The sequence below is a fragment of the Salmonella sp. FC25216 genome (assembly GCF_057751355.1).
Genome location: NZ_JBDGON010000021.1, coordinates 1 through 15285, shown reverse-complemented (window position 1 = coordinate 15285; position 15285 = coordinate 1). Strand labels below are relative to the sequence as shown.

Here is a 15285-nt window from a genome sequence, read left to right as displayed (position 1 = left end):
GGATGAGGCGCAGGCGGTGGATCGTACTGACGGCATCAGTATGTCGTTTGCCGACTGGCGTTTCAACCTGCGCTCGTCGAACACCGAACCGGTGGTGCGCCTGAATGTGGAATCACGCGGCGATATACCGCTGATGGAAGCGCGAACACGGACTCTGCTGGCGCTGCTGAATCAGTAACGTCAGATCTCCCCTTACTGCCTGCGGGTAAGGGGCCAATCACAGGAACAACGATGACAAATCTAAAAAAGCGTGAACGAGCCAAAACCAATGCATCGTTAATCTCTATGGTGCAACGCTTTTCAGATATCACCATTATGTTTGGCGGGCTGTGGTTCATCTGTGAAGTCAGTGGACTGCCATTCCTGTACATGCACCTGTTGGTGGCGCTGATTACGCTGGTTGTTTTTCAAATGCTGGGCGGGATGACTGATTTTTATCGCTCCTGGCGCGGCGTCAAAATATCGACAGAGTTAACGCTGTTACTGCAAAACTGGACGCTGAGCCTGATCTTCAGCGCCGGTCTGCTGGCGTTTAATAACGACTTCGACAACCGCCTCGTCACCTGGCTGGCCTGGTATGCGCTGTCCAGTCTGGGCTTAGTGTTATGCCGTTCATTTATCCGTTTCGGCGCGGGTTGGCTACGCAATCGTGGTTATAACACTCGCCGGGTCGCCGTCGCCGGAGATTTGCCTGCGGGTCAGGCGCTGCTGGATAGCTTCCGTAATGAGCCGTGGCTGGGCTTTGAGGTGGTGGGCGTCTATCACGATCCCAAACCGGGTGGCGTCTCTGCTGATTGGGCTGGAAACTTCGAGCAGTTAATTGACGATGCGAAAGGCTCGCAGATTCACAATGTTTATATCGCTATGTCGATGAGCGACGGCGCCATGGTGAAAAAACTGGTGCGCGAGCTGGCCGACACCACCTGCTCGGTGATCCTTATTCCCGATGTGTTCACCTTTACTATTCTTCACTCGCGCGTGGAGGAGATGAGCGGCGTTCCGGTCGTTCCGCTGTATGACACGCCGCTGTCAGGGATTAACCGTCTGCTTAAACGGGCAGAGGATATCGTGCTGGCGTCGCTGATTCTGCTGCTCATTTCACCTGTACTGTGCTGCATTGCGCTGGCGGTCAAACTGAGCTCGCCCGGACCGGTGATTTTCCGTCAGACGCGCTACGGGATGGACGGCAAGCCGATCAAGGTCTGGAAGTTCCGCTCAATGAAGGTGATGGAGAACGATAAGGTCGTTACCCAGGCGACGCAAAACGATCCGCGCGTCACCCGGGTAGGTAACTTTTTGCGTCGTACCTCGCTGGATGAATTGCCGCAGTTTATCAACGTATTAACTGGCGGGATGTCCATCGTCGGTCCACGCCCTCACGCGGTGGCGCATAACGAACAGTATCGTCAGTTGATTGAAGGTTACATGTTGCGTCACAAGATGAAGCCGGGCATCACCGGCTGGGCGCAAATTAATGGCTGGCGCGGTGAGACCGATACGCTGGAGAAAATGGAAAAACGCGTGGAATTCGACCTGGAATACATCCGCGAATGGAGTATCTGGTTCGATATCAAAATCGTGTTTCTGACTATTTTCAAAGGGTTTGTGAATAAAGCAGCGTATTAAGAACCTGACCCATCAGGCTATTTTACTTGCCATATTGCACCTGGGCAGTGCGCAATCTGGCTGCGCCAATGACGCCTTGTGAACAGGTTCTGGAGAAAAGAATGAACTTACGACAAAAAACGATCAGCGGCGCGAAATGGTCGGCTATCGCCACGATAGTGATTATCGGTCTGGGGTTGATTCAGATGACGGTGCTGGCGCGGATCATTGATAACCACCAGTTTGGCCTGTTGACCGTCTCGCTGGTGATTATCGCGCTGGCCGACACGATCTCAGACTTTGGTATCGCGAACTCGATTATCCAGCGTAAAACGATTGGGCATCTGGAGCTGACCACGCTCTACTGGCTAAACGTTGGGCTTGGGATTGTGGTATTTGCGGTGGTTTTTTGGCTGAGTGATGCGATTGCCCATGTTTTGCATAACCCGGATCTTGCGCCGTTAATCAAAACGTTGTCGCTGGCGTTTATCGTGATCCCCCACGGGCAGCAGTTCCGCGCGCTGATGCAAAAAGAGCTGGAGTTCAATAAGATCGGCATGATCGAAACGACCTCCGTGCTGGCGGGATTCACCTTTACGGTGATTAGCGCCCATTACTGGCCGCTGGCGTTAACCGCGATTCTCGGCTATCTGGTGAACAGCGCGGTGCGAACGCTGCTGTTCGGTTACTTTGGCCGCAAGATTTACCGTCCGGGGCTGCATTTTTCGCTGGTATCGGTGTCCACGAACCTGCGTTTTGGCGCGTGGCTGACGGCGGACAGTATCGTCAATTACATCAACACGAATTTATCGACGCTGGTGCTGGCACGAATTCTCGGCGCAGGCGTTGCCGGGGGATATAACCTCGCGTACAACGTGGCGGTTGTGCCGCCGATGAAGCTTAACCCGATCATTACCCGCGTGCTGTTTCCGGCATTCGCCAAAATCCAGGACGATACCGAAAAGCTGCGCGTCAACTTCTACAAGCTGCTTTCCGTGGTGGGAATTATCAATTTTCCCGCGCTGCTGGGCCTGATGGTGGTCGCCAATAATTTTGTGCCGCTGGTGTTTGGCGAGAAGTGGCGCAGCATTATCCCGATCCTGCAACTGCTGTGCGTGGTGGGGCTGCTGCGCTCGGTTGGCAACCCGATTGGTTCGCTGCTGATGGCGAAAGCGCGCGTGGATATCAGCTTTAAGTTCAACGTCTTTAAAACGTTTCTGTTTATCCCGGCGATTCTTATTGGCGGCCATCTGGCGGGGGCGATTGGCGTGACGCTGGGGTTCCTGGTGGTGCAAATCATCAACACCATTCTGAGCTACTTCGTGATGATTAAGCCGGTACTCGGTTCCAGCTATCGTCAGTATATTCTCAGCCTGTGGCTGCCGTTTTATCTCTCCTTGCCAACATTTATTACCAGCTACGGCGCAGGAAAGCTGGTCGACGGTTATTTACCGCTGTCAGGGGTATTCGCGCTACAGGTTATGATCGGTATTTTGAGTTTTATTTTAATGATTATTTTTTCACGCAATGCGCTGGTGATGGAAATTAAAAAACAGCTTTTTGGCAGTGCAAAAATGAAAAAGTTATTACGTGTCGGATGACGGGGATATAAGAGGCTATTTATGAAATTATTAGTTTTAGGCAACCACACATGCGGCAACCGTGGTGATAGCGCCATTATGCGCGGTTTGCTTGATGCCATCCGTCAACAGGCGCCAGAGGCGGAGATGGATGTGATGAGCCGTTTCCCGGTGAGTTCCGCCTGGTTGCAGGGGCGTCCGATTATTGCCGACCCGCTGTATCAATTAAGCCAGAAACAGCAGGCGGCGGCTGGACTTAATGGTCGGGTGAAAAAAGTATTACGCCGTCGTTTTCAGCACAAAATTTTATTGTCTAAAGTCGCCCAGGAAGGATCGCTGCGTAATTTTGCTATCGCGCCGGAATTTGCCGAATTCGCGCAATTTATTGCGCAGTATGACGCCGTTATTCAGGTGGGCGGTTCAAACTATGTCGACTTATACGGTTTGACTCACTTTGAATATCCGCTGTGCGCGTTTATGGCGAACAAACCGATTTATATGGTGGGGCATAGCGTCGGCCCTTTCCAGAACCCCGACTTTAACCAGCTCGCCAATTATGTTTTTGGGCGCACCAGTGCGCTGATCCTGCGTGAAACCGTCAGCCGCGATCTGATGACCGCCGCGCAGATCGATACCCGAAAAGTGGAGCAGGGGGTGGATACCGCCTGGTTAGTCGAACGCCGTCACGACGAGTTTGTCGCCAGTTATGCCGTGCAGCACTGGCTGGACGTCACCGCGCGCCGCAAAACCGTCGCGATTACGTTGCGCGATCTGGAACCGTTTGATAAACGCCTGGGAACCACTCAGCAGGCCTATGAGCAGGCATTTGCCCAGGTCGTGAATCGCCTGATTGTGGACGGTTATCAGGTACTGGTGCTGTCGACCTGCACCAGTATCGATCGCTATAACCGCGATGACCGGATGGTTGCGTTGCGGATGGCGAAGTATGTGAACGGCTCAGAGCATTTCCATATCGCGATGGACGAACTCAATGACGTGGAAATCGGAAAGGTCCTCGCATCCTGCGTACTTACCATCGGGACGCGCCTGCATTCCGCCATTATCTCCATGAATTTTGGCACGCCCGCTATCGCCATTAATTATGAACATAAATCCGCCGGCATTATGCAGCAGCTAGGCCTGGCGGAATTGGCTATCGATATCCGTCACTTGCTGAACGGTTCATTACAAAGCGTAGTGGCCGATACGCTCAATCAATTGCCTGCGCTAAAGGCAAAAGTGGCTAACGCCGTCACCGAGGAGCGGGCGAAAGGATTCACGATGATCAAATCCGTTCTCGACAGAATTCGGGAGGAGCAATGAAAGTCAGCTTTTTTCTGCTGAAATTTCCACTCTCATCGGAAACCTTTGTGCTGAATCAGATTACTGCGTTTATTGATATGGGGCATGAGGTGAAGATTGTCGCGTTACAAAAAGGCGATACCCAACATACTCACGCCGCCTGGGAGAAGTATGGTCTGGCGGCGAAAACCCGCTGGTTACAGGATGAGCCCCAGGGACGGCTGGCGAAACTGCGCTACCGGGCATGTAAAACGCTGCCGGGGCTGCATCGGGCGGCGACCTGGAAAGCGCTCAATTTTACCCGCTATGGCGATGAATCACGCAATTTGATCCTTTCTGCGATTTGCGCGCAGGCGGACCAGCCTTTGGTGGCGGATGTGTTCATCGCTCACTTTGGTCCGGCGGGCGTGACGGCGGCCAAACTACGCGAACTGGGCGTACTTCGCGGCAAGATCGCGACTATTTTCCACGGGATTGATATTTCCAGCCGCGAGGTGCTCAGCCATTACACGCCGGAGTATCAGCAGTTGTTTCGTCGTGGCGATCTGATGCTGCCCATCAGCGATCTGTGGGCCGGTCGCCTGAAAAGTATGGGCTGCCCGCCGGAGAAGATTGCCGTTTCGCGCATGGGCGTCGACATGACGCGTTTTACCCATCGTCCGGTGAAAGCGCCAGGGATGCCGCTGGAGATTATCTCCGTCGCGCGCCTGACCGAGAAAAAAGGCCTGCATGTGGCGATTGAAGCCTGTCGGCAACTGAAAGCGCAGGGCGTGGTGTTTCGCTACCGCATTCTGGGGATTGGCCCGTGGGAACGTCGGCTGCGCACGCTCATCGAGCAGTACCAGTTAGAGGATGTCATTGAGATGCCGGGTTTTAAACCGAGCCATGAAGTGAAGGCGATGCTGGATGACGCCGACGTTTTTTTGCTGCCGTCGATTACCGGTACGGATGGCGATATGGAAGGTATTCCGGTGGCGCTGATGGAGGCGATGGCGGTGGGGATTCCCGTGGTGTCTACTGTGCATAGCGGCATTCCGGAACTGGTGGAGGCCGGCAAATCCGGCTGGCTGGTGCCGGAAAACGATGCGCAGGCGCTGGCGGCCCGCCTCGCTGAGTTCAGCCGGATTGACCACGACACGCTGGAGCCGGTGATCACGCGCGCCCGTGAAAAAGTGGCGCAAGATTTTAACCAGCAGGTGATTAATCGCCAGTTAGCCAGCCTGCTACAAACGATGTAAACGAGGTTGTATGCCCGCGAATAAATTCTCCCGACGTACCCTCCTGACGGCAGGTTCCGCGCTTGCTGTTATTCCTTTTCTGCGCGCCTTGCCGGTACAGGCGCGTGAACCTCGCCAGACCGTCGATATTAAGGATTATCCGGCGGTGGATGGTATCGCCTCGTTCAAACAGGCCTTCGCCGACGGACAGACCGTGGTCGTGCCGCCAGGATGGGTGTGTGAAAATATCAATGCGGCGATAACGATTCCGGCGGGAAAAACGCTGCGGGTACAGGGCGCTGTGCGTGGGAATGGCCGGGGACGGTTTATTTTGCAGGACGGGTGTCAGGTGGTGGGAGAGCAGGGCGGCAGTCTGCACAATGTGACGCTGGATATTCGCGGGTCGGACTGTGTGATTAAAGGCGTGACGATGAGCGGCTTTGGTCCCGTCGCGCAAATTTTCATTGGCGGTAAGGAACCGCAGGTGATGCGTAATCTGATTATCGATGACATCACCGTTACCCACGCCAACTACGCCATTCTTCGCCAGGGATTTCATAACCAAATGGACGGAGCGCGGATTACGCATAGCCGTTTTAGCGATTTACAGGGAGACGCCATTGAGTGGAATGTCGCGATTAACGACCGCAACATCCTGATTTCCGATCACATCATCGAACGCATTGATTGTACCAATGGCAAAATCAACTGGGGGATCGGCATCGGACTGGCGGGCAGCACCTATGACAATAGTTATCCTGAAGACCAGGCGGTAAAAAACTTTGTGGTGGCCAATATTACCGGATCTGATTGCCGACAACTGGTGCACGTAGAAAATGGCAAACATTTTGTCATTCGCAACGTAAAAGCCAAAAATATCACGCCCGATTTCAGTAAAAATGCGGGGATCGATAACGCAACGATCGCAATTTATGGCTGTGATAATTTCATTATTGATAATATTGATATGACGAATAGTGCCGGGATGCTCATCGGCTATGGCGTCGTTAAAGGAAAATACCTGTCAATTCCGCAAAACTTTAAATTAAACACCATTCGGTTGGATAATCGTCAGGTTGCTTATAAATTACGCGGCATTCAAATCTCCTCCGGTAATTCCCCCTCTTTTGTCGCCATCACCAACGTACGGATGACGCGTGCTACGCTGGAACTGCATAATCAACCGCAGCACCTGTTTCTGCGTAATATCAACGTGATGCAAACCTCAGCGATTGGCCCGGCGTTAAAAATACACTTCGATTTGCGTAAAGATGTCCGCGGGCAATTTATGGCCCGCCAGGACACGCTGCTTTCCCTCGCTAATGTTCATGCCATCAATGAAAACGGGCAGAGTTCCGTGGACATCGACAGGATTAATCACCAAACCGTGAATGTTGAAGCAGTGAATTTTCTGCTGCCGAAGCGGGGAAGGTAAAATCCAGGCACCATAATCTTACTGGATATCATCAATCAAAAGATTATAATCACCCGATACCGTTAAAGCTGGGACTGAGCAGCGTTGACTACTCAGGGAAGATACTCATCTTTATCTCGTTTTCTTGTATTTCAACCAGACTAAGTGATTTATGAACGATAACGTTTTGCTCATTGGTGCTTCCGGATTCGTAGGAACCCGACTCCTTGAAACGGCAGTGGATGATTTTAATATCAAGAACCTGGATAAACAGCAAAGCCATTTCTACCCAGAGATTACACACATTGGCGATGTTCGTGACCAACAAATCCTTGACCAGACGTTGGTGGGTTTTGACACCGTAGTACTATTGGCTGCGGAGCATCGTGATGATGTCAGTCCTACCTCGCTTTATTATGATGTCAACGTCCAGGGAACTCGTAATGTACTGGCGGCGATGGAAAAAAATGGTGTAAAAAATATCATTTTTACCAGTTCCGTTGCAGTTTATGGGCTCAACAAGAAAAATCCTGACGAAACACACCCTCACGATCCCTTTAATCATTACGGAAAAAGTAAATGGCAAGCAGAAGAAGTTCTGCGTGAGTGGCATGCTAAAGCGCCGAATGAGCGTTCTTTGACCATAATTCGTCCTACCGTTATTTTCGGGGAGCGTAACCGCGGTAATGTATACAATCTCTTGAAACAGATCGCTGGTGGTAAATTTGCGATGGTTGGTCCAGGAAAAAACTATAAATCAATGGCTTATGTTGGAAATATTGTTGAGTTCATCAAATTCAAACTCAAGAACGTTACAGCGGGCTATGAAGTTTATAACTATGTTGATAAACCTGATCTGAATATGAATCAACTGGTTGCCGAGGTAGAACAGAGTCTGGGGAAAAAAATCCCATCGATGCACCTTCCCTATCCACTAGGCATGCTGGGGGGCTACTGTTTCGATATACTGAGCAAAGTCACGGGCAAGAAGTACGCTGTAAGTTCGGTTCGTGTTAAAAAATTCTGCGCGACAACACAGTTTGATGCGACGAAAGTGCATTCTTCCGGTTTTACTGCGCCATATACCTTATCTCAGGGGCTGGATCGTACGCTGCAATATGAGTTTGTTCATGCGAAGAAAGATGACATTACATTTGTTTCAGAGTAATGCCCTGGCGTTGTAATGATGCTCTATTTGCCAATGAAGTATCGGGTGCCATGCTTGGGTATATCAATGCACTCAATTCCGAGTAATCTGAATACCCGCAGTGCTGATGAAGTGTAGTGTTAGTAAAGGCTTTTCCGCAACATAACTGCTGTTATTACAGTAGGTTGAAGTTAGATTTATATAAAGTGGCTAACGCGTGGCGAGAGTCTATACTTTATCAGCCAATTAGAGGTAGGAGAGATAATGACTAATTTGAAAGCAGTTATACCGGTAGCTGGTTTGGGTATGCACATGTTGCCTGCCACCAAGGCAATCCCAAAAGAGATGCTACCGATCGTCGACAAACCGATGATTCAGTATATTGTCGATGAGATTGTGGCTGCAGGGATCAAAGAAATCGTGCTGGTGACTCACGCGTCTAAAAATGCTGTTGAGAACCACTTCGACACCTCTTATGAACTTGAATCACTTCTTGAACAGCGCGTTAAGCGCCAGCTTCTGGCGGAAGTGCAATCTATCTGTCCTCCGGGCGTAACCATTATGAATGTTCGTCAAGCGCAGCCATTAGGGCTAGGGCACTCTATTCTGTGCGCGCGTCCGGTGGTGGGTGATAATCCTTTCATCGTAGTACTTCCGGATATTATTATTGATGATGCTACCGCCGATCCGCTGCGCTATAACCTTGCGGCGATGGTGGCGCGTTTCAATGATACGGGTCGTAGCCAGGTGCTGGCGAAGCGCATGAAAGGTGATTTATCGGAGTATTCCGTTATCCAGACGAAAGAACCTCTGGATAATGAAGGCAAAGTCAGCCGGATTGTGGAATTTATCGAAAAACCGGACCAGCCGCAGACGCTGGACTCCGATTTGATGGCAGTAGGCCGTTATGTGCTTTCAGCCGACATCTGGGCGGAATTGGAAAGAACCGAACCGGGCGCCTGGGGCCGCATCCAGCTCACGGATGCCATTGCTGAGCTGGCGAAAAAACAGTCGGTTGACGCAATGCTGATGACGGGCGACAGCTATGACTGCGGTAAAAAAATGGGCTACATGCAGGCATTTGTGAAATACGGGCTGCGTAACCTGAAAGAAGGGGCGAAGTTCCGTAAGAGCATAGAGCAGCTATTGCATGAATAAGTATTAACAACTGTGATAAATGGTTGATTATAAAAATAATAACGGCGGTGAACATTCTAAGCAGCATGATTGCTGAAAAGAGTGTTGACTGCCGTTTTAGTTTTGGATAAAGGGCTTTAGTAACAAGGGGTTATCTGGAGCATTTTAATGCTGATTTTATAAGATTTATCCTTGTTTCCAAAGGCAATTAATAAGACAATTAGCGTTTAAGTTTTAGTGAGCTTTGCCTGGAGTGGCGAGGGTTGTGACAAATCGATATGTACGCAGTGCACTGGTAGCTGATGAGCCAGGGGCGGTAGCGTACTAATTATAGAAAAATTAATTTGTATTTCTTTTAATAAATTTTTATGCGTTGATATTATGTCGAATTTATATTTTTCAGGATGTTGTAATATATGATTAAAATTTTGCACATACATCTTAGCAGTGAAATTAGTGGTGCTCAGCGTGTATCTTTGGATGAAATGAAAACACTTAGTAAACAATTCCAGCAATCTATGGTTTGTTCTAAGGCTGGCAATTTTACAGCTCAGGCTAATGAAGTGGGTGTACAAACTTTTGTTATAAGAACTCTAGTACGGAAAATTTCTTTTTATAAAGATCTTAAATCCTTTATTGAATTATATAGACTAATTAAAAAGGAAAAATATGATATTATCCATACCCACTCATCGAAAACTGGTTTTTTAGGACGACTTGCAGCAAAACTAGCCGGAACAAAAAAAATAGTTCACACGGTTCATGGTTTCGCTTTCCCATCTACAAAAAATAAAATTTTTAAAGCTATATATTTTCTTATGGAATATATAGCTTCGCTATGCACATCTGTTATCATTGTTATGAATAAAAATGATGAAACAATTGCAAGGAAATATTTTTGTGCAAATGCAAAAACGAAATTAATATTATTGAATAATGCTATAGATATTAGTAGGTTTGATAAGTTGGTTACAAATGGTTCATCAATGAATAGTAAAAAAAGAACTAAAAATAAATTTAAACTTGTTATGGTTGGAAGGTTATGTGAACAAAAAAACCCATTATTGGTTCTCGAGGCAATAAAGAAACTTAATAATGATTTTTCCATAGATTTTATAGGCGATGGGCCTTTAAAAGAAGAAGTACAAAATAAAATAATAGAATATGGTATAGCTGAAAGAGTTAAATTATTAGGGTGGTGTGTTTCGGTAGAGGATATTTTATATAAATATGATCTTTTTGTTTTGCCATCAAAATGGGAAGGAATGCCTTTGGCTATTTTAGAAGCAATGGCAGCAAAGATCCCTGTTTTATGTTCTGATATCGACGCCAATCGCTATCTCTTAGGTAAGACATCTGGTTTTTTATTTAAAAGCGAAGATAGTGACGATTTTGCTAATAAAATTAAATTTCTTTATGAAAATGATGAAATTCGTCAGACTGCTGTTCAAGAAGCATATTCTTTAGTAGTCAATGATTTTGATTTATGTAAACGAACTAAGATCTTGGAATCAATATATACACATAATTAATTTAATAAAAGTAGGCTTCTTATGAATAAAATTGCACTTATTACTGGCGTAACCGGACAGGATGGGTCTTACCTGGCAGAATTTCTGCTGGAAAAAGGGTATGAGGTACACGGTATCAAGCGCCGCGCGTCATCGTTTAATACCGAGCGCGTGGACCATATTTATCAGGACCCGCACAGCAGCAACCCGAAATTTCATCTGCATTATGGCGACCTGACCGACGCCTCCAACCTGACCCGCATTTTACAGGAAGTGCAGCCGGATGAGGTTTACAACCTGGGCGCGATGAGCCACGTGGCGGTGTCGTTTGAGTCGCCGGAATATACCGCCGATGTGGATGCGATGGGCACGCTGCGCCTGCTGGAGGCGATCCGCTTCCTCGGTCTTGAAAAGAAAACGCGTTTCTACCAGGCTTCCACCTCTGAACTGTACGGTCTGGTGCAGGAGATCCCGCAGAAAGAGACCACGCCGTTCTACCCGCGTTCCCCCTATGCGGTGGCGAAACTGTACGCCTACTGGATCACTGTCAACTACCGTGAATCCTACGGTATTTACGCCTGTAACGGCATTCTGTTTAACCACGAATCTCCGCGTCGCGGCGAAACCTTCGTCACCCGTAAGATCACCCGCGCCATCGCCAATATCGCGCAGGGACTGGAGTCCTGTCTGTATCTCGGCAACATGGACTCGCTGCGCGACTGGGGCCATGCGAAAGATTACGTGCGGATGCAGTGGATGATGTTACAGCAGGAGCAACCGGAAGATTTCGTGATTGCCACCGGCGTGCAGTATTCCGTACGCCAGTTTGTGGAGCTGGCGGCGGCGCAACTGGGGATAAAACTGCGCTTTGAAGGCGAAGGCATTGATGAGAAAGGGATCGTGGTATCCGTTATCGGACACGATGCGCCGGGCGTGAAACCGGGCGATGTGATTGTGGCCGTTGATCCGCGTTATTTCCGTCCGGCGGAAGTGGAAACCCTGCTGGGCGACCCGTCCAAAGCGCATGAGAAACTGGGCTGGAAACCGGAAATCACCCTGTCGGAGATGGTCTCCGAGATGGTGGCGAACGATCTGGAGGCCGCGAAAAAACACTCACTGCTGAAATCTCATGGATTCGATGTAAATTTATCTTTGGAATAACCATGAACAAGCAACGAATTTTTGTGGCGGGCCATCGCGGGATGGTGGGTTTTGCCATTGTACGGCAGCTTGCGTAGCGCGGTGACGTGGAGCAGCGGACCCGCGATGAGTTGAATCTGCTTGACGGGCGCGCGGTACAGGCATTTTTTGCCGGGCGCGTATAGACTAAGTTTATCCGGCGGATTTTATTTATCAAAACATGATGATTGAGAGCAATGTAATTTATGCAGCACATTGCAATAACGTGAACAAGCTGCTGTTCCTCGGTTCTTCCTGCATTTATCCCCAGTTGGCAATGCAACCGATGGCGGAGAGTGAGCTGCTGCAAGGGGGGCTTGGACCCACTAACGAGCCGTATGCGATCGCCAAAATTGCCGGTATCAAGTTGTGTGAATCGTGTAATCGCCAGTACGGTCGCGACTACCGTTCGGTGATGCCGACCAGCCTGTACGGCCCGTATGACAATTTCCATCCGGACAATTCACATGTGATCCCGGCGCTGCTGCGTCGCTTTCATGAGGCCGCGCAGAGCCACGCGCCGGAGGTGGTGGTGTGGGGCAGCGGAACGCCGATGCGCGAATTTCTGCACGTTGATGATATGGCGGCGACCAGCATTCACGTGATGGAGCTGGCGCGCGAAGTGTGGCAGGAGAACACCGACCCGATGCTGTCACACATTAACGTCGGCACCGGTGTGGACTGCACTATCCGCGAGCTGGCGCAGACCATCGCGAAGGTGGTGGGTTACAAAGGCCGGGTGGTGTTCGACGCCGCGAAGCCGGACGGCACGCCGCGTAAATTGCTCGACGTCACGCGCCTGCACCAGCTTGGCTGGTATCACGAAATTTCACTGGAGGCAGGGCTTGCCGGTACTTACCAGTGGTTCCTTGATAATCAGCAGCGGTTCCGGGGGTGACAATGTTTTTACGCAAGGAAGATTTCGCCGCAGTGGTGCGTACCACGCCCCTTATTGCCCTCGATTTCATCGTGGAAAACGACCAGGGGAAAATCCTGCTGGGCCAGCGTCTCAACCGTCCGGCGCAGGGCTACTGGTTTGTGCCGGGGGGACGGGTGTGCAAAGACGAAACGCTGGAGGCTGCCTTCGAACGCCTGACGCAGGCGGAACTGGGCGTGCGTCTGCCGCTGGCGGCAGGGACGTTTTATGGCGTGTGGCAACACTTCTATGACGACAACTTTTCCGGAGAGGATTTTTCAACTCACTACATCGTGCTCGGCTTTCGTCTGCGCATGGCGGAGAGCGATTTACACCTGCCTGACGACCAGCATGGCGGTTACCGCTGGCTGACGCCGGAACAGCTTCTGGCAGGCGACAATGTTCATGATAACAGTAGGGCTTATTTTCAAAAAGCACCCTATTCTGTCATTGGTTTAGACAAAAAGGACGTCAAGTATGTCTGATGTGCCCTTAATTGCTGTAGTAATGGCTGGTGGTACGGGGAGCCGTCTTTGGCCTCTATCTCGGGAACTCTACCCAAAACAATTTTTACAATTTTCTGGAGAGAATTCCTTATTACAGACAACCCTGCTTCGGCTGTCGGCACTTGCATGTAAAGATCCATTAGTCATAACAAACGAGCAGCACCGTTTTATTGTTGCGGAACAGTTACGGCAAATAGATCAACTTCACGATAACATTATTCTTGAGCCGTGTGGGAGAAATACGGCTCCAGCGATTGCGCTTGCTGCATTTTCGGCGCTTAAACGTAATGAGCAGGAGGATCCTTTACTTTTGGTTCTTGCAGCTGATCATGTTATCGCTAAAGAAAATGTTTTTTGCAACGCTATTAAGAAAGCAGTGCCAATTGCCGAAAATGGTAATATTGTTACATTTGGTATCATACCTGAGTATGCAGAAACTGGTTATGGTTATATAGAGCGTGGTGCACTGTTCTCGGTAAACGGAAATTCAACTGAAACAGGTTTTTATCATGTGAAAAATTTTGTTGAAAAGCCGGATCGATTGACAGCAGAAAAATATATCTCTACAGGGAACTATTTCTGGAATAGTGGCATGTTTATGTTTAAGGCCAGTATTTATCTGAATGAGTTAAAAAAATTTAGACCGGATATTTATAGTGTTTGTGAACAGGTGGTTTCTGCCTCATATCGTGATCTTGATTTTATTCGTATTCCTGAAGCTTTGTTTAAAGATTGTCCTGCAGAATCTATTGATTTTGCTGTTATGGAAAAAACGGAACATTGCATTCTTTGTCCAATTGATATCGGTTGGAGTGATGTTGGTTCCTGGCAGTCTCTGTGGGATATCAGCGAAAAAACCGATGAGGGAGATGTTTGTAAAGGTGATATCCTGACATATAACACTAAAAATAATTATATATACTCAGAGTCAGCATTGGTTGCTGCTGTAGGTGTTGAGGATATTGTTATTGTACAAACAAAAGATGCCATACTGGTTTCTAAAAAATCTGACGTCCAGGATGTAAAAAAAATCGTTGAAATGCTAAAGGCGCGAGATCGTACAGAATATATTTCTCATCATGAGGTTTTTCGCCCCTGGGGTAAATTTGACTCAATAGATCAGGGCGAGCGATATAAGGTCAAGAAGATTATCGTAAAACCTGGAGAAGGGCTTTCTTTACGTATGCATCATCATCGTTCAGAACACTGGATTGTACTTTCTGGTACAGCTAAAGTTACCCTGGATGATAAAACGATACTAATTACCGCAAATGAATCGATTTATATCCCACTGGGTGCAACTTACAGTCTGGAGAATCCAGGAGTTATTCCTCTTAATCTCATCGAAGTTAGTTCAGGAGATTATTTAGGAGAAGATGATATCGTTCGGCAGAAAGAACGTTACAGAAAAGATAATTAATATATGGATAAATTAACCTGTTTCAAGGCCTACGATATTCGCGGCAGGCTGGGCGAAGAGCTCAATGAAGATATCGCGTGGCGGATTGGCCGCGCCTACGGCGAATATTTAAAACCGCAAACCATCGTGCTGGGCGGCGACGTGCGGCTGACCAGTGAGTCCCTGAAGCTGGCGCTGGCGAAAGGGTTACAGGATGCGGGCGTCGACGTGCTGGATATCGGGATGTCCGGGACCGAAGAAATTTACTTCGCCACGTTCCACCTTGGCGTGGACGGCGGTATTGAAGTGACCGCCAGCCATAACCCGATGGACTACAACGGCATGAAGCTGGTGCGCGAGGGCGCGCGCCCG

General features: G+C 49.0%; 11 protein-coding genes and 3 pseudogenes. All 14 read left to right on the top strand.

Annotated features, from left to right (window positions below):
* Positions 1 to 178, top strand: a pseudogene (locus tag AC3G3F_RS23695) (phosphomannomutase CpsG); the annotation flags it as partial.
* Positions 179 to 231: 53 nt separating this feature from the next.
* Positions 232 to 1626 carry an undecaprenyl-phosphate glucose phosphotransferase gene (gene wcaJ, locus AC3G3F_RS23690; protein WP_023247763.1) on the top strand — a complete coding sequence of 465 codons (1395 nt, stop codon included), beginning with the start codon at positions 232 to 234 and terminating at the stop codon, positions 1624 to 1626.
* Positions 1627 to 1727: 101 nt separating this feature from the next.
* Complete coding sequence (wzxC, locus tag AC3G3F_RS23685) at positions 1728 to 3206, top strand: colanic acid undecaprenyl disphosphate flippase WzxC (RefSeq protein WP_053510391.1); 1479 nt, start codon at positions 1728 to 1730, stop codon at positions 3204 to 3206.
* A 21-nt stretch (positions 3207 to 3227) separates the two neighbouring features.
* Positions 3228 to 4508, top strand: a complete 1281-nt coding sequence (gene wcaK / locus AC3G3F_RS23680; protein WP_053510389.1) for a colanic acid biosynthesis pyruvyl transferase WcaK — start codon at positions 3228 to 3230, stop codon at positions 4506 to 4508.
* Complete coding sequence (wcaL, locus tag AC3G3F_RS23675; RefSeq protein ID WP_088733860.1) at positions 4505 to 5725, top strand: colanic acid biosynthesis glycosyltransferase WcaL; 1221 nt, start codon at positions 4505 to 4507, stop codon at positions 5723 to 5725. The genes wcaK and wcaL overlap by 4 nt, the downstream gene beginning before the upstream one ends.
* Before the next feature lie 10 nt (positions 5726 to 5735).
* Positions 5736 to 7139, top strand: coding sequence for a colanic acid biosynthesis protein WcaM (wcaM, locus tag AC3G3F_RS23670; RefSeq protein WP_488395912.1), 1404 nt, complete (start codon positions 5736 to 5738; stop codon positions 7137 to 7139).
* Positions 7140 to 7290: 151 nt separating this feature from the next.
* Positions 7291 to 8286, top strand: a complete 996-nt coding sequence (locus AC3G3F_RS23665) for an N-acetyl-alpha-D-glucosaminyl-diphospho-ditrans,octacis-undecaprenol 4-epimerase (RefSeq protein ID WP_488395910.1) — start codon at positions 7291 to 7293, stop codon at positions 8284 to 8286.
* 243 nt (positions 8287 to 8529) lie between these two features.
* Complete coding sequence (galF, locus tag AC3G3F_RS23660) at positions 8530 to 9423, top strand: GalU regulator GalF (protein WP_023197050.1); 894 nt, start codon at positions 8530 to 8532, stop codon at positions 9421 to 9423.
* Between the two features lie 395 nt (positions 9424 to 9818).
* Complete coding sequence (locus AC3G3F_RS23655) at positions 9819 to 10934, top strand: glycosyltransferase family 4 protein (RefSeq protein ID WP_079796790.1); 1116 nt, start codon at positions 9819 to 9821, stop codon at positions 10932 to 10934.
* Positions 10935 to 10955: 21 nt separating this feature from the next.
* A complete protein-coding gene (gene gmd / locus AC3G3F_RS23650) occupies positions 10956 to 12074 on the top strand; it encodes a GDP-mannose 4,6-dehydratase (protein WP_488395908.1) in 1119 nt (372 codons plus the stop codon).
* Positions 12075 to 12076: 2 nt separating this feature from the next.
* A pseudogene (locus tag AC3G3F_RS23645) lies at positions 12077 to 12990 on the top strand (GDP-L-fucose synthase family protein).
* A gap of 2 nt (positions 12991 to 12992) precedes the next feature.
* Positions 12993 to 13493 (top strand): GDP-mannose mannosyl hydrolase, encoded by a 501-nt coding sequence (locus AC3G3F_RS23640; protein WP_151324327.1) that lies wholly within the window; start codon positions 12993 to 12995, stop codon positions 13491 to 13493.
* Entirely contained in the window at positions 13486 to 14934 is a 1449-nt protein-coding gene (locus tag AC3G3F_RS23635) for a mannose-1-phosphate guanylyltransferase/mannose-6-phosphate isomerase (RefSeq protein ID WP_488395906.1), read from the top strand. Before AC3G3F_RS23640 ends, AC3G3F_RS23635 begins: the two co-directional genes overlap by 8 nt.
* A 3-nt stretch (positions 14935 to 14937) precedes the next feature.
* Positions 14938 to 15285: pseudogene (cpsG, locus tag AC3G3F_RS23630) on the top strand (colanic acid biosynthesis phosphomannomutase CpsG); the annotation flags it as partial.

Bases quoted from the DNA above. Each gene is read 5' to 3' on its own strand.
- gmd (WP_488395908.1), top strand. From the start codon at position 10,956: ATGAATAAAATTGCACTTATTACTGGCGTAACCGGACAGGATGGGTCT.
- wcaM (WP_488395912.1), top strand. From the start codon at position 5,736: ATGCCCGCGAATAAATTCTCCCGACGTACCCTCCTGACGGCAGGTTCC.
- wcaJ (WP_023247763.1), top strand. From the start codon at position 232: ATGACAAATCTAAAAAAGCGTGAACGAGCCAAAACCAATGCATCGTTA.
- galF (WP_023197050.1), top strand. From the start codon at position 8,530: ATGACTAATTTGAAAGCAGTTATACCGGTAGCTGGTTTGGGTATGCAC.
- AC3G3F_RS23640 (WP_151324327.1), top strand. From the start codon at position 12,993: ATGTTTTTACGCAAGGAAGATTTCGCCGCAGTGGTGCGTACCACGCCC.
- AC3G3F_RS23665 (WP_488395910.1), top strand. From the start codon at position 7,291: ATGAACGATAACGTTTTGCTCATTGGTGCTTCCGGATTCGTAGGAACC.
- AC3G3F_RS23635 (WP_488395906.1), top strand. From the start codon at position 13,486: ATGTCTGATGTGCCCTTAATTGCTGTAGTAATGGCTGGTGGTACGGGG.
- AC3G3F_RS23655 (WP_079796790.1), top strand. From the start codon at position 9,819: ATGATTAAAATTTTGCACATACATCTTAGCAGTGAAATTAGTGGTGCT.
- wcaK (WP_053510389.1), top strand. From the start codon at position 3,228: ATGAAATTATTAGTTTTAGGCAACCACACATGCGGCAACCGTGGTGAT.
- wzxC (WP_053510391.1), top strand. From the start codon at position 1,728: ATGAACTTACGACAAAAAACGATCAGCGGCGCGAAATGGTCGGCTATC.
- wcaL (WP_088733860.1), top strand. From the start codon at position 4,505: ATGAAAGTCAGCTTTTTTCTGCTGAAATTTCCACTCTCATCGGAAACC.